Here is a 26,905-nt window from a genome sequence, read left to right as displayed (position 1 = left end):
GTCATCGCTCTTTTGTCTTCGGTACCGCCACGAACGGCGCCCCTTCAGTTTGATCCGGATGCGTCACCATCCCGGTCGTGCCTGCCTCATAGGCGGCAACGGCCAACATACAGGCGTCGATGATATCATCGACTTGCACGTTCGACATCTTCCATTTCCATGGCGAGCTGTTCGAATAGCGGCGCAACAACTCGATTCGCTCGAGCTCTCCGGCCTCTGTCTTCTTGCTGTAACGCGCCTCGTTCCCCGTCATGACGGCGAAACACACTTCCGGATGTGACTCATAGACGTCTGCCTCCGTGACCGTTTGAAACTCACGAATCCGCGGTACTAAGTTCCATGCCTGTTTGCTAATCCCTTTTCCAACCAGTTCACGACTTTTCGCGTTTGCGTCGGCATAAGACGTTTCCATGAGCACGTTTTGAATCGGCGGTGTGAAGATGGACGACTTCCGCTCTTTCAACTGCGACCGCATCCAGGCGTCACATGTCCGGTCCGGCTTGTCGATCGACCCTAAGTCTTTCGGCATATCGACAAAATGCACGGCCCCTTCAATCAATAAATCTTCCAATTTCTCTGAGATGGTCAAACAGAGCGAGATGCTGTCATACGTGATTCGTACCCAGCCCCCGCGCGCGCCATCAATTCCTACTCCGACCACGGCGTCCCTCCTGCATCAAAAACAATACTCCGAGCACCGCACAAAAGACGGTCACTCCTAACAACCATTGACTCGGCCAAGCCGTGTATCCGAGACCGGAGACGACGGCCAAGCCAATCAATGACAACCCAAACTTCAACGCTTCCATCTTTCCAGCATCAATGCGAGCGTGCGCACCATGACGCCGGTCGGCCCTTTTGGTCCGAGATCGCTCGCGGCCGAACGTTCACTCGTCCCGGCGATGTCGAGGTGGAGCCAAGGCGTGTCCCCGACGAACTCACCGACGAACGCCCCGCCAAAGATCATATGCCCGTAACGTCCCGGCGAGTTGTTCAAATCGGCAACTTCTGACTTCCGGACTTGTTTGATGAAGACATCGAAGTAAGGCATCTGCCAAACGAGCTCGTTCGTATCCTGGCTCGCAGCTTCCAAGGCACCATAGAGCGACGCATCATTCGTCAAGCAACCGGTCACTTCCGTACCGAGCGCGACGAGCACACCGCCTGTGAGCGTCGCCACATCGATGATGGCTTGCGGCTCATACGTCTTGGCAAAGGTGACAGCGTCAGCGAGGACGAGCCGTCCTTCTGCATCGGTGTTGAGTACTTCAATCGTCTTCCCGCTCATCGCTGTGATGACATCATCCGGTTTGAACGCGTCCCCCGAAATCATGTTGTCTGTCGATGGGATGACGCCGATGACGTTCACGTTCGGTTTCGTCGTCGCGAGCGTCTCGAATAGGCCGAGCACGGTCGCCGCTCCCCCCATGTCGCCTTTCATGCCGACGATGCCGTCTTTCGGCTTGATTGAGTAACCACCCGTATCAAACGTGATTCCTTTCCCGACGACGGCGACCGGCGCTGCATCGCCTGCACCATGGTATTCGAGGACAATCAATTTCGGCGGGATGGTCGACCCTTGATTGACGGCGAGCAGTGCACCCATCCCGAGCGCCTCCATCTCTTCCTTCTCCAAGATGCGATGGCTGAATCCATGACGTTCGGCCAATTCGACCGCATAGTCCGCGAGTGTTTCCGACGTCAAAATATTGGCCGGCATCATCGTGAGCGTTCGCGCGACATTGACACCGCGTCCGTAAGCGGCACCCGTCAACGCCTCTTCCTCTACATCAGCACCAAGCAACGTGATCGATACGTCCGACTTCGCCGGCTTCGGTTCCGATTTGTATGTAGGATGCTCATACGTCGCCATCTCATACGCTTCGGCAAACAGTTTCGCCGTGTTCGGTCCGAACGTGTCGAGTGCGACCGCGACGTTTGTGAAGGCGCGTGCTTTAATTTGTTTCGCGACTTTCCCGAACCAATTGCGAACGTTTTCAGGCGTATTCTCGTTGCGTTGTCCGAGACCGACGAATAGGATGCGTTTGACCGTTCCTTCGAACGTCGGGACGATGGACAGTTCCCCTGTTTTCGTCGAGATGTCCGATGCTTGGATGAGCGACTTGACGCGCCCATTAAACAACGTATCGAGCCCTTCATCAATCGTGTCGGCAGCACCGATTCCGACGACGATCGTATCGTATGAACCGTTCCAATCTAAGTCTTTCACTTGATACATGTTTGCCACTTCCCTTCTTTATATATGGTTAGCATAACGAACTTCGGCGAAATAATGAAACAGTATGCGTAAGAGTCATGAATTCTTCGAATTCAGGCGTTAACTCCTCGTTGTGACGATGATTTATTTTATGATAGGATAAGAAAGTACGCAATCAGGCATCCCTCACTGTTGAGGCGAGGCCATTTTGTTCGGTCGAGGCTTCCCCTAGTAGTAGACCGTTGCTACTTTAATCTTCCAGGTTTTCGTTAGTTCCTTTTTCATTTCGGGTAAGAACTAACGAGATAACATTGGAAACCACTATTTCTTTGAAGAGAGGGACTACGCTTATGTCACACATTAAAGGTATTGGCGCATCTGCAGGAATCGCAGTTGCGAAAGCATTCGTCATGGAGACACCTTCATTCGACATCCCGACAAACAAAATCGAGGACGTAGCAGCTGAGAAAGCCCGTTTCCAAGCGGCGATCGCTCAGTCGAAAACAGAACTCGAAGAAATCCGCCAGATTACACTTCGTGAGCTCGGTGAAGACAAGGCAGAGATTTTCTCGGCTCACTTGCTCATCGTCGAGGATCCTGAAATCGTCTCACAAGTGAACGACAAAATTGAAAGCGAACACATGAACGCTGCGAAAGCGCTCGATGAAGTCGCTCAAATGATGGTCACGATCTTTGAATCAATGGATAACGAGTACATGCGTGAGCGCGCAGCGGACGTTCGTGACGTCACGAAACGCGTCATGGCGCACATTCTCGGTGTCACATTCATGACGCCTGCTTCGATTTCTGAAGAAGTCATCATCATCGCTGAAGACTTGACACCATCTGACACGGCGCAACTCAACCGTAAATACGTCAAAGGCTTCGCGACAAACATCGGTGGACGTACGTCTCACTCGGCAATCATGTCTCGTTCACTCGAGATCCCTGCCGTCGTCGGGACAAAAGTAGCACTCGAAGAAATCAAAAATGGCGATCTCGTCGTCATCGACGGAACAGAGGGCGACGTGTTCGTCAATCCATCTGAAGAACTCGTCAACGAATATAACGAAAAACGCGCAGCATTCGAAGCGTATAAAGAAGAGTTAAAACAACTCGTCAATGAAGAGTCGATCACAGCTGACGGCCACAAGGTCAAACTTGCAGCGAACATTGGTACACCGAACGACCTCGAAGGTGTATTGAAAAACGGTGCTGACGCCATCGGTCTTTACCGCACTGAGTTCCTTTACATGGACTCGGAAACGTTCCCGACGGAAGAAGAGCAATATACAGCTTATAAAGCAGTCATCGAAGGTATGGACGGCAAACAAGTCGTCATCCGTACGCTCGATATCGGTGGAGATAAAGAATTGTCTTACCTCGACCTTCCAAAAGAGATGAACCCGTTCCTCGGCTATCGTGCGATTCGCCTTTGCCTCGAAGAGACGGACTTGTTCCGCACACAGCTTCGCGCGCTTCTCCGTGCCTCAGCGCACGGTGACCTCGCCATCATGTTCCCAATGATCGCGACGCTTGAAGAGTTCCGTGCTGCAAAAGCCATCTTGCTCGAAGAAGAAGCGAAGTTGAAGACAGAAGGAATCGCTGTCGGTAACTACGAAACTGGGATGATGGTCGAGATTCCATCGACTGCCGTTATGGCGAAGCAATTCGCGAAAGAAGTCGACTTCTTCTCAGTCGGCACGAACGACTTGATTCAATACACGATGGCAGCGGACCGCATGAACGAGAAAGTCTCGTACTTGTACCAACCGTTCAACCCAGCCATTTTGAACCTTCTCCACAACGTCATCACAGAAGCACACAAAGCTGGCAAATGGGTCGGCATGTGTGGCGAGATGGCTGGAGAAGAACTTGCGATTCCAATCCTTCTCGGACTCGGTCTTGACGAGTTCTCGATGTCGGCTTCAAGCGTCCTTCGCGCACGTAGCCTCGTGAAGCGTTTGACGAAGTCGGAAACAGAAGCGATTGTTAACGACGTCCTCAACATGGATACAGCTGAAGAAGTCGTAAACTTCCTCAGTGAAAAATTCGATATTAAGAAGTAACAAAAAAAGAAGTTCTCGCAGTTGCGAGAGCTTCTTTTTTTCGTTTACTCGGCTCCTTTGTCATCCGTTCTAAAGTCGAGCGCTTCCCCGGCGACGACCGTCTCTCCGAATGGGACGACGACGATCTTGCCGTCTCCGTTCGTCCAGATGATCGGCGTGATGAGCGATGGGACTTTGTCACGAATCAAGTTGAGGTCGACATCGAGCAAGACGTCCCCTGCTTCGACGCGGTCGCCTTCTTTCACTTTGGCGACGAAGCCCTCTCCTTTCAGGTTGACCGTATCGAGACCGACGTGGATGAGAATCTCGCGTCCATCGTCCGCAAGGAGACCAATCGCATGTTTCGTCGGGAAGAACGTGGTGATTTGGCCGGTGACCGGCGACACGACTTGTCCCGAACTTGGTTCGATGGCGAACCCTTCACCCATCATCCGGCCCGAGAACACTTGGTCCGGCACATCATCAAGCGATAAGATGACACCTGACATCGGGGCAAGGAAGCGATGATCGGCATGTTCGGCCGCTTCCGGCGTGATGACGGCTTTTTCTTTCGGTTTATATTCGCCGCCTTCGATGATGGCCGCGATTTGCGATTTGAGCGTATCGGATTTCGGTCCGAAGATGGCTTGAATGTTATCCCCGACTTCGAGAACTCCAGCCGCCCCCAGATCTTTGAGCAAGTCTTTATCGACTTGTTTGACATCGTTCACGGTAACGCGCAGGCGCGTGATACACGCGTCGAGGTGTTTGATGTTCTCCGGTCCGCCGAGACCGACGAGCACTTCATACGGCAGGTCGTCCCCGACGACAGCCCGGGCGCCTTTACCTTCGGCGACGGTTTCACGTCCCGGAACCTTCAAGTCGAACTTCGTGATGGCGAAGCGGAAACCGAAGTAATAGACAACCGCGAAGACCAGACCGACCGGAATGACGAGCCACCAGGCTGTCCGGTTCGGTAACACCCCGAATAACAGATAGTCGATGAGTCCGCCTGAGAACGTCATCCCGATTTTAACGTTGAGTAAGTGCATAGTCATAAAGGAAAGTCCAGCGAACACGGCATGAATACCGAAGAGAAGAGGTGCGACGAAGACGAACGAGAATTCGACCGGCTCGGTGATTCCCGTCAAGAATGAAGTGAGGGCTGCTGAGAAGTAAAGTCCTTCGACGTCTTTGCGACGCTCTTTCGGGACAGTATGGAACATGGCGAGACAAGCGGCAGGTAATCCGAACATCATGAATGGGAATTTACCGGTCATATACGTACCGGCTGTAAATTCGACTCCGTCACGAAGCTGGGCGAAGAAGATCCGCTGGTCCCCTTGGACGAGATCTCCTGCTTGGTTCGTATATTCCCCGAACTGGAACCAAAACGGAGAGTACCAGATGTGGTGCAGACCGAATGGAATCAAGGAACGCTCGACCAAACCGAAGACAAAGGCTGAGACGGCGACGTTCGCTTCAATGATCGTGCTCGAGAACGTATTGATGGCCGTACCGATTGGCGGCCAGATGTAGGCGAGCGCAATCCCGATCACCAAACTGAACGCTGCGGTCGCAATCGGCACGAACCGCTTCCCGGCGAAGAATCCTAAGAAATCCGGCAACTTGATGTTGAAGTACTTGTTGTACGCGAATGCGGCAATCAAACCGGCGATGATACCCCCGAATACCCCCATTTGGAGTGTCGGGATTCCGAGTACCGATGCATAGGCCGGATCTCCCTGGGCTATTTCCGCGGTAATACCGTTCCACGTACTGATGACCTTGTTCATAATCAAATAACCAACGATAGCCGCTAACCCGGCAACACCGTCCCCGTTGGCTAGCCCGATGGCGACACCGACGGCGAACAATAGACCTAGATTGGCAAACACGATATCCCCGGCATCTGTCATAACTTGCCAGACGAGGACGAGTGAATCGTTTGCCAAGAAAGGCAAGAGCGAAACGAGATCAGGGTTTTGGAACGCCGTACCAAATGCGAGTAATAGACCGGCTGCCGGTAGAATCGCAACCGGAAGCATGAGTGCCTTCCCGATTCGCTGCAAAACACCAAACACTTTCTTCCACATCATGGTTCCCTCCTTTTGTCAGAATACTTACTTTTCCCCATCTACCAGTAGGCTGAAACCGTTTCACCCATACAAAAAAAGCCAACCCCTAAAGGATTGGCTTCTCACGTAAATTAGTTTGCTTTCTTTTCGTTACCTGAAGCGATGACCGCTTGCATTTCTGATTTCAATGCATCAGAACGTGGTCCGAAGATTGCTTGAATGTTGTTACCGACTTCAAGGACACCAGCTGCCCCGAGGCGTTTCAACTCTTCTTTGTTGACTTGGCTCTTATCTTTTACTTCGACGCGAAGACGTGTGATACATGCGTCAAGGTGTTTGATGTTTTGCGAACCACCGAAACCAACGAGGATATCTTGTGCAAGTTCCGAACCAGTAGCAGTTGATTGCTCAACGACTTCATCTTCACGGCCCGGTGTTTTAAGGTTGAACTTACGGATAACGAAGCGGAATCCGAAGTAGTAAACGACTGCGAACACGAGACCGACTGGAATGACGAGCCACCAGTCTGTACGGTTAGGAAGTACACCGAAGAGAAGGTAGTCGATCAAACCGCCCGAGAACGTCATCCCGATTTTGACGTTCAAGATGTGCATGACCATGAATGAAAGGCCAGCGAAGACTGCGTGTACTGCGAACAAGAGTGGAGCGACGAACAAGAATGAGAACTCGATCGGCTCAGTGATACCAGTCAAGAATGATGTAAGTGCTGCCGAAGCTAACAAACCACCGACGACTGCTTTACGCTCAGGACGTGCTTCATGGTACATCGCGAGTGCTGCTGCAGGAAGACCGAACATCATGAACGGGTATTTACCAGTCATGAACGTACCGGCTGTAAGCTCAGCACCGTCACGGATTTGAGCGAAGAAGATCGCTTGGTCACCGCGGACAATCGTACCAGCTGCATCCGTGTATGATCCGAATTCGAACCAGAACGGTGAGTAGAAGATATGGTGAAGACCGAACGGAATCAATGAACGTTCGATTAAACCGAAGACGAACGCCGCGAACGTACGGTTTTCAGTCAACATGAAGTTTGAGAACGTGTTCAATCCGTGCTGAACTGGTGGCCAGATGAGAAGCATGACGAAACCAGCGACAACAGCCAATACTGCCGTGACGATTGGGACGAAACGCTTACCAGCGAAGAAGCCAAGGAACTGCGGCAATTCGATATTGAAGTACTTATTATATGCCCAGGCGGCAATCAAACCGACGATGATACCGCCGAATACACCTGTTTGAAGTGTTGGGATACCAAGGACTGACGCGTAAGCTGGGTCACCTTGTGCGATAATTTCAGGTGTGAGTTCGAGCCAAACACCCATAACTTTGTTCATGATGAGGAATCCAACGATGGCTGCGAGTCCGGCTACGCCGTCACCTGCTAACCCGATCGCGACACCGACTGCGAATAAGAGTGCTAAGTTCGAGAAGATAATGCCACCCGCTTGCTCCATGAGCTGAGCAAACTTGAGAACGCCTGCGTTCGTCAACCAATCAGCGCGTGACGTAAGGGCCGGGTTTTGCATCGCGTTACCGAATGCAAGAAGAAGACCGGCTGCCGGTAAGATGGCTACAGGAAGCATAAGCGCTTTACCGACTTTTTGAAGAACACCAAAGATCTGCTTAAACATGATAAATCCTCCTTTTGTGATTGTTTCGTGCGGAAAGAAGACTGTAGATGTCAGACAACCGACGTATCTAAACGTTTTCATAATAAACGTTTATAAAAACAGAAACAGGCATGAATAAGGTATAGAACGTAGACCTCTCCTAATGGAGACATCGTTGCGTTCCACTCCTTACTCATGCCTGATCGAATCAGTAACACGTAAGATACGTGGTATCAGTTATCTACTTGTTAGGCGCTGGAGATGCATCGTCAAATATGTCGCTTCACCTCGTGGGACCGGACGCTTTAATTCGCGTTCCATGATGCCCATCAGCTCCCAAGCAGTACTATAGCATAGCGGATATTCTTCGCGCAATACCTTTTCAATTTTTTGTGGGGCCTCTACCATCTCACCCGTCGCAACCCGCTCAACGGCGTACCTTAAGTGACGAAGTAAGCGCTTATAATCGAGTGAAGTCCGGTCCATTTTGACGTTCAAACGACTCTCAATCGTCTGAACGATTTGCCCGATGATTTGGTTGTGGCGATTGACCTCGAGGACGTTTTTAAACGTCGTCGCCGAATGGATATGGAGCGCGATAAATCCGATCTCCGCATCCGGCAACAGCACGTCGAGCCGCTCGTGAATCATATCGACGATTCGTTCAGCCAAGGCGTACTCGTTCGGATAGAGCGATTCGGTCTCGAGCAAGAACGGATTCGTCACTTCCATCCCTTGTTCAATCCGCTTCATCGTGAAGAACAAGTGGTCGGTCAAACCGATATGGATATGCTGGTCGACTTTCTTACCGGTGTTGTTCTCGATAAAACCGACGATTTCTTGCATGAAGGCGATAAAGTCTTCATCGACATGTTTAACGAGCTCACGGTATTGTGATTGTTCTTCTTTGTCTGTCAATTGATACACTTTCTCCGGGACACTGGCCGGGTCGACGAGATCGCCCGCTTTCTTGCCGAAGCCAATCCCTTTCCCGAGTAGAATGACTTCCGGTTCCGGATCATGTTGGCAAATGACAACGCTATTATTCAACACTTTCTTGATCGTATACATCGGTAATGTCATTCTCATCGCATCCCTTACTAATTAAATCGTTATCTTATCTAGTATATCGGTTCGTCTTCTAAAAAAGTAGGCAGAAAATAAAAAAGACGAACATTTCTGTCGTCTTTAAAACATTGAGTAACCGCTCTTACGCAAATAGCGGATCGTAACGCCGGCCAAAATCGCACCGAGCAGTCCGAAACCGAGCATGAACACATCCAAAAACTGAAGTCCGAGCACCCGTTCGTAAACGTTGGCGAGCGCGGTCGATGTCTCCGTGATGTAACTCGAGAGCTTGACGTTATCAATCATCATAATGACGAAAATCGGATAGATGAACACGAGCGTCCATGTTTTTTTAAGTAGCATGTTCAGAATGAAGCCGATGCTGAAGAAGATGACCAAATAAAGAATCGCCCCAATGACAGCCTGAATGATATGCATGCGATTGCCCCCTTTTCCCGTTGTCTATTATACCGAATCGTCCTCTCTCAGGTCAAAGGTGAACCGCAAGGCCCGACAATAAAAAAAGCGACCCGCTCATATAAGCGGGCCACTCGTTTCGACGGCTTAGAATTTACCTTTTTTGAGGACGAGACCGTACTTCTTCAATTCGATGAAGTGTTTGTTGTCGATCACTTTCTTCATGAATGAAGCGTTGCGACCGAAGATCTTTTTGCCCATGACGATGCCGATGCCGTCGTTATGGCCAAGTGAAGCGACTGTCCCTTTGCTCTCATACGTGAATTTCGAAGTCGATTTTCCGTTGATGAGCGCCGCAATGTTTTTCGCTACGTTGTGCGCTTGTTGTGTCGCGATTTGAGCAGTCGGCGGGTATGGACGGTTTGAAACCGGGTCCATGACAGCAGAGCAGTCGCCGATGATGAAGACGTTGTCGTGGCCAGGGGCACGGTTGTCCGCCTCGACCATGACACGGTTACGGACTGCTTCAAAGCCAGACTTTTCGACGATCGGGCTACCGCTGACGCCACCTGTCCAGAGGATCGTGTTCGCTTCGATTGTCTCTGTCGTATCACCTTGAAGTGGGCCGAACGTGACGACACCAGGCTCAACGCCTTTGATGCCGTTGCCGAGTTTCATTTCGACACCGTTGCGCTCGAGCCATTTCTGCGCGTACGTCGTGAGTTCTGGGTCGAAACCAGGAAGCACGGTCGGAGCCGCCTCGATGTTCACGATGCGAACCGCTTCACGTGGCACGTCATACTGCTTGCAGAGCTCAGGCACACGGTTGACGAGCTCACCGAGGAACTCGATCCCTGTGAAACCAGCGCCGCCGACGACGATTGTCACGTACGAGCGGTCAGCTGAACCGTTCGTTTTATATTGAGCGAACGAGTATTCGATATGTTCTTTGATTTTACGGACGCTGTTCAATGAACTGATCGTCATCGCGTTCTCTTTGAGGCCTGGGATACCGAATGTTTCCGGAATGCCGCCGAGTGCGAACACGACATAATCATATTCAACAGTCGAGCCGTCTGCGAGTAATACTTGTTTAGCCGTAGTATCGACGCGATCGACGATCCCTTTGACAAATTTTACGCGTGACGGGTTCACAACGTCGTTGATGTAGATACGAGCTTGCTCCGGTTTCATCGTTCCGGCCGCTGGTTCATGGAGCCACGTCGTCTGGTAATGGTAATCATGCTTGTTGATGAGCGTGATGTTCGCGTCGCCAGCTGAAAGCGTCTTCTGGAGATTCACCGCTGTGATGAGTCCGCCGAAACCTGCGCCAAGAATAACAATGTTAGGTCGTTTCATGTTCATTTCCACCTTGTTTTGATAGTTTTGTTTTCTTGAACAACCATGTTGTGTGTTTTTTCACATGAATGTTCACAATAAAGCCTAAACCTTGTTCAACCAATGTTCACAATTGCTTCTCGTTCATTGTACGCTGTTTATTTCGTTTTCTCAATGGAAAAGCTTATCTTCTTGAATTTTTTTTGAATGTATAGGATGTTTGTACAGAATGGATTTAATTCACGATTGTCACTATAATAGATGTATACGTTTTGAGGAGGAATTCGATGAAATCGACGAAAGATGTGATCATCATCGGTGGCGGCCCGGTCGGACTGTTCACCGCATTTTATGCAGGTATGCGCCAACTCGATACGGCGTTGATTGAAAGTTTGCCACAACTTGGTGGACAATTATCGACGCTCTATCCAGAAAAATATATTTACGACATCGCCGGCTTCCCGAAAGTGAAAGCCCAAGATTTGATCGACCAATTGAAAGCCCAAGCCGATCAGTTCGAACAGGACTATCGCCTCGGGGAGACGGTCGAGACGGTGGAGCGTCTTGAAGACGGCACGTTCCAAATCACGACGAACAAGGATGAGTACCATACGAAAGCCATCATCATCACAGCCGGGAACGGGGCATTCGCCGCACGACCGCTCGGTCTCGATGGTTGCGAAGACTATGCGAACCTTCATTACTTCGTCGACAACATGGAGAAGTTCCGCGATCGCCGCGTCATGATCGCCGGCGGCGGCGACTCGGCCGTCGACTGGGCACTCATGCTCGAAGGCATCGCCAAAGAAGTCCATATCGTTCATCGCCGTGATCGCTTCCGTGCTCACGAGCACACAGTCGAGCAAATGAAGGCTTCGACGATCAACGTTTGGACGCCATACAATATCGAGTCTCTTTCAGGTGAGACGCACATCGAGTCGGTCGAATTGACGGACAAGGACGGCGAATCAAAATTCGTCGAGATCGATGACCTCATCTGTAACTACGGTTTCGTCTCGTCGCTCGGCCCAATCAAAAACTGGGGCATGGAGTTCGAGAAGAACACGATCCGTGTCGACTCGCGCATGGAGACGACGGTCGCCGGCATCTTCGCCTGCGGTGACATCGCGACATACGAAGGAAAAGTGAAATTGATTGCGACCGGTTTCGGTGAAGCCCCAATCGCCATCAACCAAGTGAAGCAGCTCGTCGACCCAACAGCTCGCCACCCACAACACTCGACCTCGGTATTTGCCGGGAAATAATGTTGAATCCCCTGTCGCTACGGCACAGGGGATTTTTTGTGCATTGACGATGATTGTTTTATTTCATCACGACGCTTCAAAACACTGATTCTAGGAGGCTATCATGAATGTCGTTATCACAACCAAACTCACAGCATCCGAACTACACGATGTCTATACGGTTCACGAAACTGTCTTCGGTGATATTTCACAGTTTCAAGAAAAGTTGGCCCAAAAAACCAATCTCGTCTTCACCTTAGCCGTTTAGGACGAAAAAGTTCTCGGATATAAAATCGGCTATCCCCTTGATAAAACACGGTTTTACAGTTGGATGGGTGCAGTCGATCCGGTTGCAAGAAACCGCGGGATTGCGACCAAACTAATGGGCGCGCAGCATGAATGGGCCAAAGACCAGGGTTTTCAGTCCATCGAAACGAAAACGATGAATCGATGGCGTCAGATGTTACTCTTGAATATTCGTCAAGGTTTCGACGTTAAAGCGGTCGTCGTCGACGAGAACGGACGTGAGAAAATCTTGTTACAAAAACAGCTTGGGCAATCATTCGATTAACCAGAGGCGATTCTTTTCATTTGCGAATCGTCTGCACGATGACCCGGTCGATCCAGTCATCGAGTCGGGTGAAGACGTAACCCGACTTTTTCGCTTCGGCAATCGACATATAATAGTCGACGTCCGTATCATACGGCGACGACTCGCCATCTTTGATGATGTGGACCGGTTTATCTAAGTGATGGCCGATTCGCTCCATCAGTGCTCCGAGTGAGATGACCCCTTCACTCGCCGCGTTGAACGGTCCGGTCACGTTGGCCCGACCGACCCATTCCAAAAAGGCAGCCGCCTCAAAACTTGAGATGAAGCCCATCTTCGCTTCCGGATGATGGAGCACGATCGGCTCTTCCCGTCGGATGGCATCGATATAAAACTTAAGGCGATCCGTATAGTCGTCCGGTCCAAGAACGATTGGTAGGCGAACTGTCGCGACCGGGAACGAGGCACGATGGAAGAAATACGACTCGGCCTCCCGCTTCCCTTGCCCATAGTCATGTTCGGATTCGAGATGGTACTCGTGATGGAGTGGATTGAAGTCACTTTCTTTCAAATCGGCGTCAGGCGCATAGACGGACATCGTCGACGTGAGCACATATTTGCCGACTTGATCCATGAAAGCGTCCGAGGCGATCTTGGCTTGGTACGGATTGAAACAAATATTGTCATAGACGACGTCGTAATGGTCACGCGACAAGTCTTTCATCGTCGCCACCGACTGCCGATCCCCTTTGATAGAACGAATCCCTTCGGCCTCTGGCACTTGAAGTTGTCCGCGCGTCACAATCGTCACATCATCGCCAGCCTCCGCCAATCGAAGTGCCAACCGCTTTCCAAAATAGCGAGACCCACCAAAAATCAATACTTTTCTCATCGTCCCTGCCCCTCCCACATGAAATGACATCTCTTTTTTCATTTTCCCTTGCAACCTCTCGACTAATCTTCCACTTCCTTGAATCTTTTTGTTATTCTTATATATACAAAGAAGAAAGAGGCGAGGGTATGCATCAGATTATGTTAGAAAAAGGATGGACGTGTGAGGTGCCGAAACAATACGCCATCTATCAAAGTTTATCGGACTTCAGCCGTTACTCGGTACTTGACCAAGAAGAAGAAAGCGTCTGTTCATTTCGCATTACGAACGACACATGCACCATCTCTGCGTTCCGCCCGTGGCAACATCAAATCGAACTAGACGCGACGTCAAAAGTGATTCGCTTGATTTTGATGGAAGAAACCGACTGAATCGAAAAAAGGCCAATCGTCTCCACACGATTGGCCTTTCGTTTAGCAATCTCCAGGTGTCCCGGCGTTCGACGCCGTCCGGAAACTCGAGCCGCAACCGCACGTGGCGATGGCGTTCGGATTTTTGATTGTGAAGCCGCCTCCGAGCATCGACTGCTTATAGTCGATCTCGAGCCCGTCGACAACGCCGTGATCGGCTTCGGCGACGATAACGCGGACGCCGTGGTGATCAAACTGGACGTCCCTCTCTGACTTCTCTTCATCGAATCCCATACCGTAGGAAAGACCCGTGCATCCGCCCCCTTGCACTTTAATCCGTAAATATTGGGCTTCAGGGCGTTCGGTCTGTTTCATCATGTCGATGACTTGTAATGCGGCTGACTCTGTCAAATGAATCATCTGAACTCCTCCTCATTTATCTTCACTTCAAGTCAACTGACTTGTGATTTTGTGAAATATCTTGTATAACTAAACTGTAACAAAAAAAATTAAATCGTTCCATCTTCGGGGCAGGGTGAAATTCCCGACCGGCGGTATTGAAGATATGATCTTCTCAGCCCGTGAGCGAGCAAGGCGTTGCTTGCTGATTTCGTGAGATTCGAAAGCCGACAGTAAAGTCTGGATGGGAGAAGATGGCGGCATCCGACCGATATCCGGATGTTTTCTTTGGCGTGGTCTAAACACGTAGGAGAACATCTATTTCGTATGCGCGTAAACTCTCCCGATTGTTTGATACAATCGGGTTTTTCTATGCGACGGGTGCCATTCATCAAGGAGCGACAAAAGGAGAGATTTTGATGAAAACAACGCGCAACAAACGATTAACTACACTGGTGACGCTATCGATGCTCGGGGCCATTTCTTTTGTCCTCATGCTCTTTAACTTCCCGCTGCCTTTCCTACCACCGTTCCTAAAAGTGGACTTCAGTGACATTCCCGCGCTCGTCGCCGGAATCGTGTTCTCCCCACTCGCAGGTGTCGTGGTCGTCGCTCTTAAAAACGTCCTCTATTATGTCTTCAACGGTGGCGGCGTTCCGGTCGGTGAAGTCGCGAACTTCTTTGCAGGTGTCGCCTTCATGTATCCGGTCGCATGGTTCTACCATAAACGTAAAACGAATAAAGCGCTCGCTTCAGGTCTCGTGGCCGGTACGATCACGATGGCACTCAGCTTGGCGATCTTGAACTATTTGCTCATCTTGCCAGCCTACGCGTTCTTCTTCGGTATGGCCGAGATGGCGCAACCGGCAGTTAAAACGGACCTTGTCCTTTACGGTATCTTGCCGTTCAACTTCATTAAGGCTTTGTTGATCAGCGCCTTGTTCGTCCCACTCTTCCTCAAATTGAAGCCGTGGATCGAACGCCAACGCATGCAACTTCAAGCGTAAACGAAAAGCACCTGGACATCAGTCTAGGTGCTTCAGACTGTAGACAAAACATTGTCTGCAGTCTTTTTTATTTGCCCGACCGGGCACAGCTCGCTTTTCTGGGGGCAAGCAGGGAGCCGCATCGCGACTTTGTCGCTGCTGGGTCTCCCTTTGCTTGCTAATCCCCTGGAAGTCTCGCGTGCCCGCAGTCGGCCCACGCATCAATCCCTCTTTTCGTAACGTCGTCGCTTTTTTATAATGGGAGATATAGAAACAGTTATGGAGGCGAATCGGATGATCAGGAAATCAACAGAATCGGAAACCAATCGGACACAACTGGAAATGGTCACGCTCGACGAGCTTGTGCCAGCGGACCATCTGGTCCGAAAAATCGAGGCGGTGATCGACTTTGAGTTCATCTATCCGCTCGTGGAGGACTTATATTCTGAGGACCGTGGCCGGCCAAGCGTCGACCCTGTCGTCCTGATCAAGATGGCCTTCCTTCAGTACCTGTTCGGTATCCGATCCATGCGACAGACGATTCGTGAGATCGAGACGAACGTCGCATACCGTTGGTTTCTCGGGTTCGGGTTCACGGACAAGGTGCCACATTTCTCGACGTTCGGGAAGAACTATGTGCGTCGGTTCCAGTACACGAGCTTGTTCGACGACATCTTCTATCATATCCTTGAACAGGCTGCTGACGCAGGGTTCATCGATCGTGCCGTCCTATTCGTCGACTCGACACACGTCAAAGCGAACGCAAACAAGCGGAAGCTCGTCAAGAAGACCGTCCGGCAAGAGGTGAAGCACTATCAAGAACAACTCGATGCCGAGGTCGAGCGAGACCGCGAAGAAAGTGGAAAGAAGCCCTTAGGGCCAAAAAAGAATCAGGCGGAGGAGACGAAGGAAATCAAGGTCAGCACGACAGACCCTGAGAGTGGATATTACGTGAAGGGTGAGCGTGAGAAGCAGTTCGCTTACTCGGTCCATGCGGCGAGCGACGCCCATGGGTTCGTGCTCGGTGCTATCGTCACACCGGGTAACGTGCACGATAGTGTAGCGTTCCCCGATCTGCTCGACAAGGTCTCCGACCGCCTGATTCAACCGTTCGCCGTCGCCGCCGACTCCGCCTATAAAAATCCGGCCATTGCCAAGCTGCTGATTGACCGTGGGATCCTGCCGGTCTTCCCATACACCCGCCCGAAGGGTAAGAAGGGCGCCTTCAAGACCAAGGATTTCATCTACGACGAGCACCATGACGTCTACATCTGCCCAAACAACGAGTTATTAACGTACAGCACGACGATGCGCGAGGGGAAACGCAAGTACGTCTCGAATCCTGCGGTTTGTGTGAACTGCCCGCTGCTCGAGCAGTGCACGAAGAGCCAGAAGCACCAGCGGATCATCGAGCGGCACCTCTGGCAACCCTATATGGACGAGGTCGAAGACCTCCGCCACACGGAATTGAACCGCAACATCTATGACCGTCGTAAACAGACGGTCGAGCGCGTGTTCGCGGACGCAAAAGAGAAGCATGGCATGCGTTGGACCCGTTATCGGGGACTTGAAAAAGTTTCAATGCAGGCGATGCTTACTTTTGCTGCCCTCAATCTTAAGAAGATGGCGGGCTGGGCATGGAAGAACGCCCAGCCCGCCTGAAAAGGGGCTCGGGCAGAGCGCCTCAAGGCCCGAAAACGACAAAGTCACGTTTCAGTTCGCCTGAAACGTGACTTTGTCTACAATCTGAAGCACCTGGACATCAGTCTAGGTGCTTTTGTTCCTTTAAAGATACCGAATGCACAATTTGAACCTCGCTCGGCGTCACAAGTTCAATCAAGGCCACCTCTACAATTTTTCCAACTATCGGTTTTAAAGTGTCGGTACAATATTCAAAAGCATCTTTCATCTCTTTTCTAGACAATCTGTTTGCCAGCGTACAGTGCGGAATCCATGAATCCGGCAAATATAGAGACTCAGGGTTATCGTTAAATTTCTCAAATATACGATGATGCTCGGAATGAAGTTCTCTCAATCCAGATGAAACAGTAGGTGACAGAAACAGCGCACCCGATTGAATAAAGGTACCTAACGTATTAAACGCTAGATTGACGACCTCCCGCGTTTGATAATGACTGTCCATCAGTTCGATATACGCCTCAACATTCAAACTACTTTAACTAGCTAATGTCAGATGAGGTTCTCGATTCGAGACGTCATATGCGTAAGAAGTAATTCCCTCTTGTTTTAAGCCTTCCCACACCCCTTGAATTCGTTTCTCAGTTTGTTCATCAAAAAGCGCTATCATTCCATACATATGGCATTCCTCCTTAAAAAAGAGTGACCACCGAAGTGATCACTCTGAGTATATCGTGTTTGATTAGAGAAGAAGACCAGCGAGTGTCGCTGACATCAAGTTTGCAAGCGTACCTGCGAGAATCGCGAGGACACCCATGCGCGCGATATCGTTCCGACGGTTTGGCGCCATTCCACCAAGACCACCGAGAAGGATGGCGAGCGACGAAATGTTGGCGAATCCACAGAGCGCGAATGCAATCATGGCTTCCGTACGTGCTGAGAGATCACCCGAACCGATGATTGGTGCGAATTCAGAGAAGGCAACGAATTCGTTCAAGACGAGCTTTTGACCAAGGAAGCTACCGAACTGTACAGCATCTGCCCATGGTACACCGATAACGAACGCGAGTGGTGCGAACACGTAACCAAGAATCAATTGGAGTGTGAGGCCGTCGAAACCGAACAAGCCACCAATTCCACCAAGAATCAAGTTAACGAGTGCAATCAATGAAACGAAGGCGAGAAGCATCGCACCGACGTTCAACGCAAGGAAGAGACCGTCAGAGGCACCGCGAGCGGCTGCATCGACGAAGTTTGCTGCTTTGTTCTCTTCATCTTCAGCGATTTCGATATCGTCATCCGGTACATCTGTTTCCGGCACGATGATCTTCGCGAACATCAAACCAGCTGGCGCAGCCATGAAGCTCGCTGCGAGCAAGTACTCGAGCGGTACACCAAGAGCAGCGTATCCAGCAAGAACTGAACCGGCAACCGAGGCAAGACCACCGACCATGACGGCGAAGAGTTCCGATTGTGTCATCGTTGGAAGGTAAGGCTTGATGACGAGCGGCGCTTCCGTCTGACCGACGAAGATGTTCGCTGTTGCTGAGAGCGACTCTTTACGTGACGTGCCGAGTGCTTTGGCGAGGGCTGTACCGAGGATACGGATAACCCATTGCATGACACCTACATAGTAGAGAAGTGCGATGAGTGACGACATGAAGACGATGATCGTCAACACCTGGAAGGCGAAGACGAAGTTGTCTCCTCCGACAGCTGTACCGAAGACGAAGCTGATTCCGGCGTTTGCCGTGTTCAAGACGTTTTGCACGCCTCTTGAGATCCATTCTAACGCGTTACGTCCTACTGTAGTGAAGAGGACGAGGAAAGCAAACGTAAACTGTACTGCGAAAGCGGCAAGGACAGTACGCCATTTAATGGCTTTACGGTTGGTCGAGAAGATGTAAGCGATTCCAATTAGTGCCAAAATACCAACCACGCTCATGATATTCATTGGTGTTGTGCTCCTTTCATATTGGGGAAACCTGATAATGTGATATACCCGAATCGAGATGTGTCCTACCGTTTGAAACGCTTTCTTTTTCTGTTGTTAAACGTCAGACAACCTACATTCGAACCTCTTTGAATATACCAGACCCATTTTAAAAATGCAACGGGTCAAAACAGTCAAAATAAAAAAAGTTTGAACGAACTTCAAACTTTTTCACCAAGCCATTTCTTCAATTTTTTCATATACATTCGTCACGAGTTGTTCCGGTGTATCCCCGGTCACGACCTCACCATCGACGAGACAAAACAAGTCAAGCGAACAGACGCCGCAGTAGCCCGTACAGCCATATTCGACGACATCTAGGTCTGGATCGGACTCTAATTTGGCGCGGGCGATTTGCGAGCCCATCGCTAGATTGGAGGCACAGAACTCAATGATCGGATTCATCATATCATTCACCCTTCCCCTTTCCTTCAAAGCAGGAAAATGGTTCTTCTACGGCGTATTATAACATGATACAGTTGAAGTGTAACAAAGGGGGATTTTTATGCGCAAATTAGTCGTCTTGGGAGGCGGTTACGGGGGTATGCGTGTAATCGAACGCGTCCTCGGCCATCAGCTGAAGGACGTATCGATCACACTCATCGACCGTCTACCTTACCACGGGTTAAAAACAGAGTATTATGCACTTGCAGCGGGGACCGTGTCCGACCGTGACATCCGCATCGATTTTCCAGAAGAGGTCGACTACATATACGGCCAAGTCACCGATATCGATACGGGAGATAAAATGGTCCTGCTCGCAAGCGGGGAAAAAGTACCGTATGACGACCTCGTCATTGGACTCGGCTGCGAGGACAAGTATCACAACGTGCCTGGTGCCGCCGAGTTCACGTACAGCATCCAAACATTAGAAGAATCACGCAAGACCCAGCAAGCGATCAACGGCTTATCTCCGGGATCGATCGTCTCGATCGTCGGTGCCGGCCTGTCCGGCGTCGAGCTCGCCAGTGAACTGCGTGAGAGTCGTCCCGACTTGACAGTCCGTTTGTTCGACCGCGGCCCGTCCGTTTTATCATTCCTTTCCAATCGTGTCTCGATGTACGTCCAGTCTTGGTTCGAAGAGCACGGTGTCGAAGTCATCAACAACTCGAACATCGTCCGAGTCGACGCCGATGGGTTGTGGAACCATGAGCAGCTCTTCGCTTCTGACTTGACGGTATGGACGGCCGGGATTCAACCAGTCGCCGTCGTCCGCAACCAAGGTTGGGAACTCGACGGAGGCGGACGTGTCAAATTGACGCCACACCACTATGTCCCTGAACAGCCCGACATTTTCGTCGTCGGGGACAACGCCAGCCTGCCGTATGCACCTTCGGGTCAACTCGCGGAAGCACAGGCCGAGCAAATCGTCCAAGTGTTGCTCTGTAAATGGAAAGGCGTCAGTTATCCGGACTTACCGGACATCAAATTACGCGGCACGCTCGGTTCGCTCGGGAAGAAAGCCGGTTTCGGCGTCTTCATGGGTAAACAGTCGCTCACTGGAAAAGTCGCACGATTGCTCAAGTCCGGAATTCTCTGGAAACATAAAGTCATTAAATAACATGCGCGGGTCGGCCATCTTGGTCGGCCTTTTTTTGTGCCTCGTGGCTGATTTGCCGTTCAGCCGCCAAGACGTTGAGTCAAAAGTCTTGTATCTGAATCCCCTAATCCCTTATCTAAATATTCAGATTATTGATTCGATTGACATATTCTACCCGATGGGAAAACTTGTTACTCTATGAACACGGCCGAACGACTTCGTGTCACCTCGCCTACATAACCTAAAGGAGGAAACAAGTTGAAAAAAATCTGTAGCACCGTCCTCGCCTCATTGCTCGTCTTGTCAACCGTCCCGGAAGCTGCTGAAGCCGCTCCAGACAAAGGAAAAGAACGCGTCATCGTCGTCTTCAAGGAATCGGCGAAGAACATCCCGCTCTCGATCGAAGGCATGGAAGTTCGCCAACAGTATAAAAACATTCCGGCCGCAGCGCTCAAAGTGCCGAAGGCTGCCTTGAATGGCTTGAAGAACAACCCGAACGTCGCCCATGTCGAAGTCGATCAAACAGTACAAATCGAGAACCAGACACAAGACTGGGGTATCCCGAAGTTGAAAGCTCCATCGGCTTGGCAGAGCGGCTACACCGGGAAAGGTGTAAAAGTATCGGTTGTCGATACTGGGATCTCGCCACACCCTGATTTGACGATTGCTGGTGGTGCCTCGTTCAGTACGGTCACGAGCTCGTATGCGGATGATAACGGTCACGGTACGCACGTTGCCGGGATTATCGGGGCCCGTAACAACAGCATCGGCACCGTCGGGATCGCCCATGAGGCGAGCATCTATGCCGTCAAGGCACTCGAGGCCAACGGTAGTGGTAGCCTCTCAAGTATCATCGCCGGGATTGACTGGTCGATCACGAACGATATGGACGTCATCAACTTGAGTCTCGGAACGACTAGTCCGTCGACGACCCTCCAACAAGTTGTTGATCGCGCCAACAACGCGGGCATTCTCGTCGTCGCGGCAGCCGGTAACAACGGACGCGCTGATGGTTCCGGCGACCTCGTCAACTACCCGGCCCGTTACAGCTCGGCCATCGCTGTCGCAGCGACGGACATTAACAACAACCGCGCCTCGTTCTCGGCGACAGGTAGCACGGTCGAAGTCGCGGCACCTGGTGTGGGCATCAACTCGACACTTTCTAATGGCGGTTACGGCCAAATGAGCGGGACATCGATGGCGACACCTTACGTCGCTGGCAACCTCGCCCTTATGAAACAAGCGTTCCCGACGTTGTCGAGCACGCAACTCCGTACGAAACTGTCACAAGATTCGATCGACCTTGGCGTAGCTGGACGCGACGCCTGGTTCGGGAACGGACTCGTTCAGGCACCGACTTCTGGCGGCACGACGCAACCGGTCCAAGCGCTCACGACGACAGTATCGACATCGAAATCAACTTACTACGCTGGTGAAGTCGTCTCGATCTCATCAACGGTCCGGAACTCGAACGGCCAAGCAGTCGCGAACGCAGACGTCCGTTTGACGGTCACACAGCCAAACGGCGCGACGCTCACAGGAACAGGCAAGACAAGTTCGACGGGTGCGATCACGTTCACACTCTCGACGAGCTCTTCGTCACAGCGCGGTACGTATCAAGTAAAATCTGACGCGACGCTCACTGGCTACACGGCCGGTTCGGCGACATCATCGTTCAGTCTTCTATAACGAACAAGAGTCGAACGACAATCGTCGCTCGACTCTTTTCATGCTGTCGTCTGCTCGATGGCCGAGTAGACTTTACGTAACTGGACGACCCCTTCGTCCACGACTTCCCCATTCAAGAGGACAAGCGGATAAAACCACTCGTCTTGCTTGATCGCTTCGGCGATGTCGTCGTCCGCCGTCTCGAAATCGATGTACTCGAATTCGAACGCCTGGTCCGGATATTTCCGGGCGAGCGCACTTTGTAACCATTCGTACGTCTCGATCGAGCTCGGTGCCCCGACGCAGCTTGCACACTGCACCTCGGCCCCATATACCGTGATTTTCATGTCCATTCCCCCTCTTCTTTTCTATTATACAAAAATCAAGAAGTCGTATCGTCACAAAACGCTCAGCGTTAATGATTGAGAAACAATCTCAAACTTGCTAGAATGAAAGAGAACCAGAAAGGGGTAGATACCATGGAAATGTTTGATCAAGTCCAAGAAGTACTCGATAAATTACGCCCGTTCTTGCTTCGCGACGGCGGTGACGTCGAACTCGTTGATGTAGAAGAAGGCATCGTCAAACTTCGTTTGATGGGTGCGTGCGGCAGCTGCCCATCTTCAACAATTACATTGAAAGCCGGGATTGAGCGCGCGCTCATCGAAGAAGTACCTGGCATCGTTGAAGTCGAACAAGTATTCTAAACAAAAAGGGAGACAATCATGTCATCCCTTTTTTTCATGCATGCGTCCATTCGTCCAAGCTCTCGACCATATAGGTCGGGAGCTTTTCTTGTTCCTGGATAAACGCCGGACCGTGCACGCCTGAGTTGACGTGGAGCGTCCGAATCCCGCCGTTGATCCCGAACAAGATGTCGGTATGGTAATTGTCCCCGACCATGACGACTTCTTCTTTCGTGAGGCCTATCATCTCAAGGGCGATGTCGACCATGACCGGTTCCGGTTTGCCGATAAAGAACGGGTCTTTTTCCGTCGTCACAGCCAAGACCGACGTGAGCGCCCCATTCCCCGGTAAAAAGCCACGTTCGGTCGGGATGGCGATATCGCCATTCGTCGAGATAAATCGAGCGCCGGCACGGATGGCGAGCGCACCTTTCGCCAACTTTTCGTACGTGATATGGCGGTCGAGCCCGACGACGACGTAGTCCGCCTTCGCTTCTTCCGTCACGTGGAAGCCGCGTTCTTCAAGCGCTAAACGCAAGCCATCTTCCCCGATCATATAAATCGTCGCGCCCGGCGTCATCTTCTCGATGTAACGGGCCGTCGCCATCGCACTCGTCAAGACGTGTTCAGGCGTCACATGGACGCCCATCGAGACGAGTTTGTCCGCCACTTGTTCAGGCGTCATCGACGCGTTGTTCGTGACGAACAAGTATGGGAAACCCGTCGCTTCGAGTCGATTGACGAAATCGACCGCTGCTTGAATCGGGGCCGTCCCCGCATACATCGTGCCGTCTAAGTCAAATAAGTATCCTTTAATCGGATTCATCCAATCACTCGCTTTCTGGTAAAAATGCTGATACAGGACCGAGCTCTACTTCTACATAGCGTCGGACCTGCTTTGGGAATGCCTCGAATGTTGCTTTATAGCGCTCGACCCAAGCGTCGAACCGGGCCGAATCTGCCGTGACGAACTCCCGGACGTAATGGGCCCGTAATCCGACGAGCGCTTTCGCGGCTTCGGCCGTCTCGGCATCGAGCACACGCTCATCGAGCAAGATATCGACGATGTCCTCATAACTGCCCGGGTCGCGCATGATGAAGCCATCAATCATCGAGTTGCCGACGTCAATCACGCCTTCCATCAAGTGGACGGCCAACCGTTGTTTCGCCAGTTCGACCGTGAAAGCGTCCCCTTCTAATTGATTGAGTCGATCGAGCATCGTCTCCATATGGGCCAACGTCTCGTTAATCTTTTCTCTGTTCACAAAATACATCGGAATCCCCCCTGTCTCCTATAGTAATCTTTTTTCACGCTCGAGAAAAGAATCTCTCCTATTTACATCATTTAAGTAATTGTGATACACTAATTCACGGATTAACATAATAATTAGTATGACACATTAAATAGATATCACGTGGAGGTACAACACTATGGAACGAGAATTAGCGCTAGAGATCGTACGAGCAACCGAGGCGGCAGCACTTGCCTCATCGAAATGGATCGGTCGTGGTCAAAAAAACGAGGCCGATGATGCAGCCACATCGGCGATGCGTGAAGTGCTCGGGACCGTCAATATGGATGCCACTGTCGTCATCGGTGAAGGTGAACTTGATGAGGCACCGATGCTCTATATCGGCGAGCGGCTCGGGACGACGTTCGGACCGGAAGTGGATATCGCGGTCGACCCGCTCGAAGGAACATCCATCGTCGCCAAAGGACTCGGGGACGCGATGGTCGTCATCGCGGTCGCAGATAAAGGCGCCCTCCTCCACGCACCAGATATGTATATGGATAAACTCGTCGTCGGACCAAACTTAAAAGGGAAAGTTTCACTCGACGAACCGCTCGAATCAATCATCGAGAAAGCGGCCCTCTATAACGGCAAGCGAATTGAAGAAGTGACGGTCATCATGCAAGACCGCGATCGCCATGAACACTTGCGCCAAGCGACGATGAACATGGGCGCCCGCGTCAAGCTGTTCGAAGACGGAGACGTCTCAGCCGGAATCGCGGCGGCCGTCAAATCGAACCCGATCGACATCTTCATCAGCACGGGCGGCGCCCCGGAAGGCGTCATCACGGCAGCGGCCGTCAAAGCGCTCGGAGGCGACATGCAGGCCCGCCTTCACCCGATGAACGAAGAAGAGACGGCACGCGTCATATCGATGGGCATCGAAGACCCGCTCCAACTGCTCACCCTTGACGATCTTATTAAGAGCGATGACTGCATCTTCGCGGCGACAGGTGTCACGTCAGGCGAACTGCTCGACGGCGTCAAATTCTTGACGGACGATATCGTCGAGACGACGTCGCTCGTCATGCGCTCGAAGACGAAGACGATTCGTAAAGTCGTTGCCGAGCACACGTTGTCACTCAAGCCATACCTTCAAAAACAAGAAGTCAACGCATAATAAAACCTCCGCTCTTGATGAGCGGAGGTTTCAGACTGTAGACAAAACATTGTCTGCAGTCTTTTTTATTTGCCCGACCGGGCACAGCTCGCTTTTCTGGGGGCAAGCAGGGAGCCGCATCGCGACTTTGTCGCTGCTGGGTCTCCCTTTGCTTGCTAATCCCCTGGAAGTCTCGCCGTGCCCGCAGTCGGCCCACGCATCAATCTCTCTTTTCGTACCGTCGTCGCTTTTTTATAATGAGAGATATAGAAACAATTATGGAGGCGAATCGGATGATCAGGAAATCAACAGAATCGGAAACCAATCGGACACAACTGGAGATGGTCACGCTCGACGAGCTTGTGCCAGCGGACCATCTGGTCCGAAAAATCGAGGCGGTGATCGACTTTGAGTTCATCTATCCGCTCGTGGAGGACTTATATTCTGAGGACCGTGGCCGGCCAAGCGTCGACCCTGTCGTCCTGATCAAGATGGCCTTCCTTCAGTACCTGTTCGGTATCCGATCCATGCGACAGACAATTCGTGAGATCGAGACGAACGTCGCATACCGTTGGTTTCTCGGGTTCGGATTCACGGACAAGGTGCCACATTTCTCGACGTTTGGGAAGAACTATGTGCGTCGGTTTCAGTACACGAGCTTATTCGACGACATCTTCTATCATATCCTTGAACAGGCTGCGGACGCAGGGTTCATCGATCGCGCCGTCCTATTCGTAGACTCGACACACGTCAAAGCGAACGCAAACAAGCGGAAGCTCGTCAAGAAGACCGTCCGGCAAGAGGTGAAACACTATCAGGAACAACTCGATGCCGAGGTCGAGCGAGACCGCGAAGAAAGTGGAAAGAAGCCCTTAGGGCCAAAAAAGAATCAGGCGGAGGAGACGAAGGAAATCAAGGTCAGCACGACAGACCCTGAGAGTGGATATTACGTAAAAGGTGAGCGTGAGAAGCAGTTCGCTTACTCTGTCCATGCGGCGAGCGACGCCCATGGGTTCGTGCTCGGTGCTATCGTCACACCGGGTAACGTGCACGATAGTGTGGCGTTCCCCGATCTGCTCGACAAGGTCTCCGACCGCCTGATTCAACCGTTCGCCGTCGCTGCCGACTCCGCCTATAAAAATCCGGCTATTGCCAAGCTGCTGATTGACCGTGGGATCCTGCCGGTCTTCCCATACACTCGCCCGAAGGGTAAGAAGGGCGCCTTCAAGACCAAGGATTTCATCTACGACGAGCACCATGACGTCTACATCTGCCCAAACAACGAGTTATTAACGTACAGTACGACGATGCGCGAGGGGAAACGCAAGTACGTCTCGAATCCCGCGGTTTGTGTGAACTGCCCGCTGCTCGAGCAGTGCACGAAGAGCCAGAAGCACCAGCGGATAATCGAGCGACACCTCTGGCAACCCTATATGGACGAGGTCGAAGACCTCCGCCACACGGAATTGAACCGCAACATCTATGACCGTCGTAAACAGACGGTCGAGCGCGTGTTCGCGGACGCAAAAGAGAAGCATGGCATGCGTTGGACCCGTTATCGGGGACTTGAAAAAGTTTCAATGCAGGCGATGCTTACTTTTGCTGCCCTCAATCTCAAGAAGATGGCGGGCTGGGCATGGAAGAACGCCCAGCCCGCCTGAAAAGGGGATCGGGCAGAGCGCCTAAAGGCCCGAAAACGACAAAGTCACGTTTCAGTTCGCCTGAAACGTGACTTTGTCTACAATCTGAAACCTCCGCTCTTGA

The 26,905-nt window shown here is 51.4% G+C and carries 26 protein-coding genes, 3 pseudogenes and 1 riboswitch; of the genes and pseudogenes, 12 read left to right on the top strand and 17 right to left on the bottom strand.

Going from position 1 to position 26,905, the window contains the following annotated elements:
• Nucleotide 1: 1 nt before the first annotated feature.
• From NMQ00_RS05380 to NMQ00_RS05370, 3 genes are read right to left on the bottom strand one after another with little or no spacing between them, the layout of a single operon-like run.
• A complete protein-coding gene (locus NMQ00_RS05380; RefSeq protein ID WP_255178259.1) occupies nucleotides 2-661 on the bottom strand; it encodes a DUF429 domain-containing protein in 660 nt (219 codons plus the stop codon).
• The gene (locus NMQ00_RS05375; protein ID WP_255178258.1) at nucleotides 642-809 is read right to left on the bottom strand and encodes a hypothetical protein; all 168 of its coding nucleotides are present in this window, start codon (nucleotides 807-809) and stop codon (nucleotides 642-644) included. Before NMQ00_RS05375 ends, NMQ00_RS05380 begins: the two co-directional genes overlap by 20 nt.
• Entirely contained in the window at nucleotides 797-2,239 is a 1,443-nt protein-coding gene (locus NMQ00_RS05370) for a leucyl aminopeptidase (protein WP_255178257.1), read from the bottom strand. The genes NMQ00_RS05375 and NMQ00_RS05370 overlap by 13 nt, the downstream gene beginning before the upstream one ends.
• Before the next feature lie 329 nt (nucleotides 2,240-2,568).
• On the opposite strand from NMQ00_RS05370, the gene ptsP reads away from it, so the two are divergent.
• Nucleotides 2,569-4,287, top strand: a complete 1,719-nt coding sequence (gene ptsP / locus NMQ00_RS05365; RefSeq protein WP_255178256.1) for a phosphoenolpyruvate--protein phosphotransferase — start codon at nucleotides 2,569-2,571, stop codon at nucleotides 4,285-4,287.
• A 137-nt stretch (nucleotides 4,288-4,424) separates the two neighbouring features.
• On the opposite strand, the pseudogene ptsG (NMQ00_RS05360) reads toward ptsP, so the two are convergent.
• The 5 genes and pseudogenes from ptsG (NMQ00_RS05360) to NMQ00_RS05340 all read right to left on the bottom strand — a co-directional run.
• A pseudogene (gene ptsG / locus NMQ00_RS05360) lies at nucleotides 4,425-6,362 on the bottom strand (glucose-specific PTS transporter subunit IIBC); the annotation flags it as partial.
• 140 nt (nucleotides 6,363-6,502) lie between these two features.
• Nucleotides 6,503-8,002: pseudogene (gene ptsG, locus NMQ00_RS05355) on the bottom strand (glucose-specific PTS transporter subunit IIBC); the annotation flags it as partial.
• Between the two features lie 216 nt (nucleotides 8,003-8,218).
• The gene (gene glcT / locus NMQ00_RS05350; protein WP_214751818.1) at nucleotides 8,219-9,064 is read right to left on the bottom strand and encodes a glucose PTS transporter transcription antiterminator GlcT; all 846 of its coding nucleotides are present in this window, start codon (nucleotides 9,062-9,064) and stop codon (nucleotides 8,219-8,221) included.
• A gap of 105 nt (nucleotides 9,065-9,169) precedes the next feature.
• Nucleotides 9,170-9,487 (bottom strand): YuiB family protein, encoded by a 318-nt coding sequence (locus NMQ00_RS05345; RefSeq protein ID WP_021065526.1) that lies wholly within the window; start codon nucleotides 9,485-9,487, stop codon nucleotides 9,170-9,172.
• 126 nt (nucleotides 9,488-9,613) lie between these two features.
• Nucleotides 9,614-10,825: an NAD(P)/FAD-dependent oxidoreductase gene (locus NMQ00_RS05340; RefSeq protein WP_255178254.1), complete on the bottom strand. Its 1,212-nt coding sequence runs from the start codon at nucleotides 10,823-10,825 to the stop codon at nucleotides 9,614-9,616.
• 266 nt (nucleotides 10,826-11,091) lie between these two features.
• Here NMQ00_RS05340 and NMQ00_RS05335 point away from each other — a divergent pair, with 266 nt between their 5' ends.
• From NMQ00_RS05335 to NMQ00_RS05330, 3 genes and pseudogenes are all read left to right on the top strand, one after another.
• Nucleotides 11,092-12,069, top strand: coding sequence for an NAD(P)/FAD-dependent oxidoreductase (locus tag NMQ00_RS05335; RefSeq protein ID WP_034778371.1), 978 nt, complete (start codon nucleotides 11,092-11,094; stop codon nucleotides 12,067-12,069).
• A 259-nt stretch (nucleotides 12,070-12,328) separates the two neighbouring features.
• Nucleotides 12,329-12,478, top strand: a pseudogene (locus NMQ00_RS16365) (GNAT family N-acetyltransferase); the annotation flags it as partial.
• A 12-nt stretch (nucleotides 12,479-12,490) separates the two neighbouring features.
• On the top strand, nucleotides 12,491-12,619 hold the full coding sequence (locus tag NMQ00_RS05330) for a hypothetical protein (RefSeq protein ID WP_255178253.1): 129 nt from the start codon (nucleotides 12,491-12,493) through the stop codon (nucleotides 12,617-12,619).
• 16 nt (nucleotides 12,620-12,635) lie between these two features.
• Here the strand turns inward: NMQ00_RS05330 and NMQ00_RS05325 are convergent, their stop codons facing one another.
• Nucleotides 12,636-13,490 (bottom strand): NAD-dependent epimerase/dehydratase family protein, encoded by an 855-nt coding sequence (locus NMQ00_RS05325; RefSeq protein WP_255178252.1) that lies wholly within the window; start codon nucleotides 13,488-13,490, stop codon nucleotides 12,636-12,638.
• A gap of 128 nt (nucleotides 13,491-13,618) precedes the next feature.
• Here NMQ00_RS05325 and NMQ00_RS05320 point away from each other — a divergent pair, with 128 nt between their 5' ends.
• The gene (locus NMQ00_RS05320; protein ID WP_255178251.1) at nucleotides 13,619-13,861 is read left to right on the top strand and encodes a hypothetical protein; all 243 of its coding nucleotides are present in this window, start codon (nucleotides 13,619-13,621) and stop codon (nucleotides 13,859-13,861) included.
• 42 nt (nucleotides 13,862-13,903) lie between these two features.
• On the opposite strand, the gene NMQ00_RS05315 is transcribed toward NMQ00_RS05320, so the two are convergent.
• Nucleotides 13,904-14,260, bottom strand: coding sequence for a HesB/IscA family protein (locus NMQ00_RS05315; RefSeq protein ID WP_255178250.1), 357 nt, complete (start codon nucleotides 14,258-14,260; stop codon nucleotides 13,904-13,906).
• A gap of 97 nt (nucleotides 14,261-14,357) precedes the next feature.
• A riboswitch (FMN riboswitch) is annotated at nucleotides 14,358-14,499 on the top strand.
• Nucleotides 14,500-14,658: 159 nt separating this feature from the next.
• On the opposite strand from NMQ00_RS05315, the gene NMQ00_RS05310 reads away from it, so the two are divergent.
• Together NMQ00_RS05310 and NMQ00_RS05305 are read left to right on the top strand one after the other, a co-directional pair.
• Entirely contained in the window at nucleotides 14,659-15,246 is a 588-nt protein-coding gene (locus NMQ00_RS05310; protein WP_255178249.1) for an ECF transporter S component, read from the top strand.
• Nucleotides 15,247-15,519: 273 nt separating this feature from the next.
• The gene (locus NMQ00_RS05305) at nucleotides 15,520-16,887 is read left to right on the top strand and encodes an IS1182 family transposase (RefSeq protein ID WP_214794160.1); all 1,368 of its coding nucleotides are present in this window, start codon (nucleotides 15,520-15,522) and stop codon (nucleotides 16,885-16,887) included.
• Between the two features lie 100 nt (nucleotides 16,888-16,987).
• On the opposite strand, the gene NMQ00_RS05300 is transcribed toward NMQ00_RS05305, so the two are convergent.
• The 4 genes from NMQ00_RS05300 to NMQ00_RS05285 all read right to left on the bottom strand — a co-directional run bounded on the left by NMQ00_RS05300 (nucleotide 16,988) and on the right by NMQ00_RS05285 (nucleotide 19,264).
• Nucleotides 16,988-17,368: a 2'-5' RNA ligase family protein gene (locus NMQ00_RS05300; RefSeq protein WP_255178248.1), complete on the bottom strand. Its 381-nt coding sequence runs from the start codon at nucleotides 17,366-17,368 to the stop codon at nucleotides 16,988-16,990.
• A gap of 33 nt (nucleotides 17,369-17,401) precedes the next feature.
• Nucleotides 17,402-17,542 carry a hypothetical protein gene (locus NMQ00_RS05295; RefSeq protein WP_255178247.1) on the bottom strand — a complete coding sequence of 47 codons (141 nt, stop codon included), beginning with the start codon at nucleotides 17,540-17,542 and terminating at the stop codon, nucleotides 17,402-17,404.
• A 63-nt stretch (nucleotides 17,543-17,605) separates the two neighbouring features.
• A complete protein-coding gene (locus tag NMQ00_RS05290) occupies nucleotides 17,606-18,817 on the bottom strand; it encodes a NupC/NupG family nucleoside CNT transporter (RefSeq protein WP_255178246.1) in 1,212 nt (403 codons plus the stop codon).
• Nucleotides 18,818-19,027: 210 nt separating this feature from the next.
• A complete protein-coding gene (locus tag NMQ00_RS05285; protein WP_021065517.1) occupies nucleotides 19,028-19,264 on the bottom strand; it encodes a YuzB family protein in 237 nt (78 codons plus the stop codon).
• Nucleotides 19,265-19,361: 97 nt separating this feature from the next.
• On the opposite strand from NMQ00_RS05285, the gene NMQ00_RS05280 reads away from it, so the two are divergent.
• Both NMQ00_RS05280 and NMQ00_RS05275 read left to right on the top strand, forming a co-directional pair.
• Nucleotides 19,362-20,417, top strand: a complete 1,056-nt coding sequence (locus tag NMQ00_RS05280; protein ID WP_255178245.1) for an NAD(P)/FAD-dependent oxidoreductase — start codon at nucleotides 19,362-19,364, stop codon at nucleotides 20,415-20,417.
• Nucleotides 20,418-20,654: 237 nt separating this feature from the next.
• On the top strand, nucleotides 20,655-22,085 hold the full coding sequence (locus tag NMQ00_RS05275; RefSeq protein WP_255178244.1) for a S8 family serine peptidase: 1,431 nt from the start codon (nucleotides 20,655-20,657) through the stop codon (nucleotides 22,083-22,085).
• A gap of 38 nt (nucleotides 22,086-22,123) precedes the next feature.
• Here the strand turns inward: NMQ00_RS05275 and NMQ00_RS05270 are convergent, their stop codons facing one another.
• The gene (locus NMQ00_RS05270; protein ID WP_138859124.1) at nucleotides 22,124-22,417 is read right to left on the bottom strand and encodes a DUF1462 family protein; all 294 of its coding nucleotides are present in this window, start codon (nucleotides 22,415-22,417) and stop codon (nucleotides 22,124-22,126) included.
• Nucleotides 22,418-22,513: 96 nt separating this feature from the next.
• On the opposite strand from NMQ00_RS05270, the gene NMQ00_RS05265 reads away from it, so the two are divergent.
• Nucleotides 22,514-22,771: a NifU family protein gene (locus tag NMQ00_RS05265; protein WP_228617585.1), complete on the top strand. Its 258-nt coding sequence runs from the start codon at nucleotides 22,514-22,516 to the stop codon at nucleotides 22,769-22,771.
• Between the two features lie 34 nt (nucleotides 22,772-22,805).
• On the opposite strand, the gene NMQ00_RS05260 is transcribed toward NMQ00_RS05265, so the two are convergent.
• On the bottom strand, nucleotides 22,806-23,576 hold the full coding sequence (locus NMQ00_RS05260) for a TIGR01457 family HAD-type hydrolase (RefSeq protein WP_255178243.1): 771 nt from the start codon (nucleotides 23,574-23,576) through the stop codon (nucleotides 22,806-22,808).
• Between the two features lie 4 nt (nucleotides 23,577-23,580).
• Nucleotides 23,581-24,024, bottom strand: a complete 444-nt coding sequence (locus NMQ00_RS05255) for a DUF86 domain-containing protein (protein ID WP_255178242.1) — start codon at nucleotides 24,022-24,024, stop codon at nucleotides 23,581-23,583.
• A 157-nt stretch (nucleotides 24,025-24,181) separates the two neighbouring features.
• Between NMQ00_RS05255 and glpX the strand changes: the two genes are divergently transcribed.
• Nucleotides 24,182-25,162, top strand: coding sequence for a class II fructose-bisphosphatase (gene glpX / locus NMQ00_RS05250; RefSeq protein WP_255178241.1), 981 nt, complete (start codon nucleotides 24,182-24,184; stop codon nucleotides 25,160-25,162).
• Nucleotides 25,163-25,434: 272 nt separating this feature from the next.
• Complete coding sequence (locus NMQ00_RS05245; RefSeq protein WP_214794160.1) at nucleotides 25,435-26,802, top strand: IS1182 family transposase; 1,368 nt, start codon at nucleotides 25,435-25,437, stop codon at nucleotides 26,800-26,802.
• Nucleotides 26,803-26,905: the final 103 nt, after the last annotated feature.

The organism is Exiguobacterium aurantiacum, from assembly GCF_024362205.1.
Classification (GTDB): Bacteria; Bacillota; Bacilli; order Exiguobacteriales; family Exiguobacteriaceae; genus Exiguobacterium; species Exiguobacterium aurantiacum_B.
The sequence above is the reverse complement of the archived record's forward strand: the minus strand, read 5'-3'. Positions and strand labels throughout refer to the sequence as shown.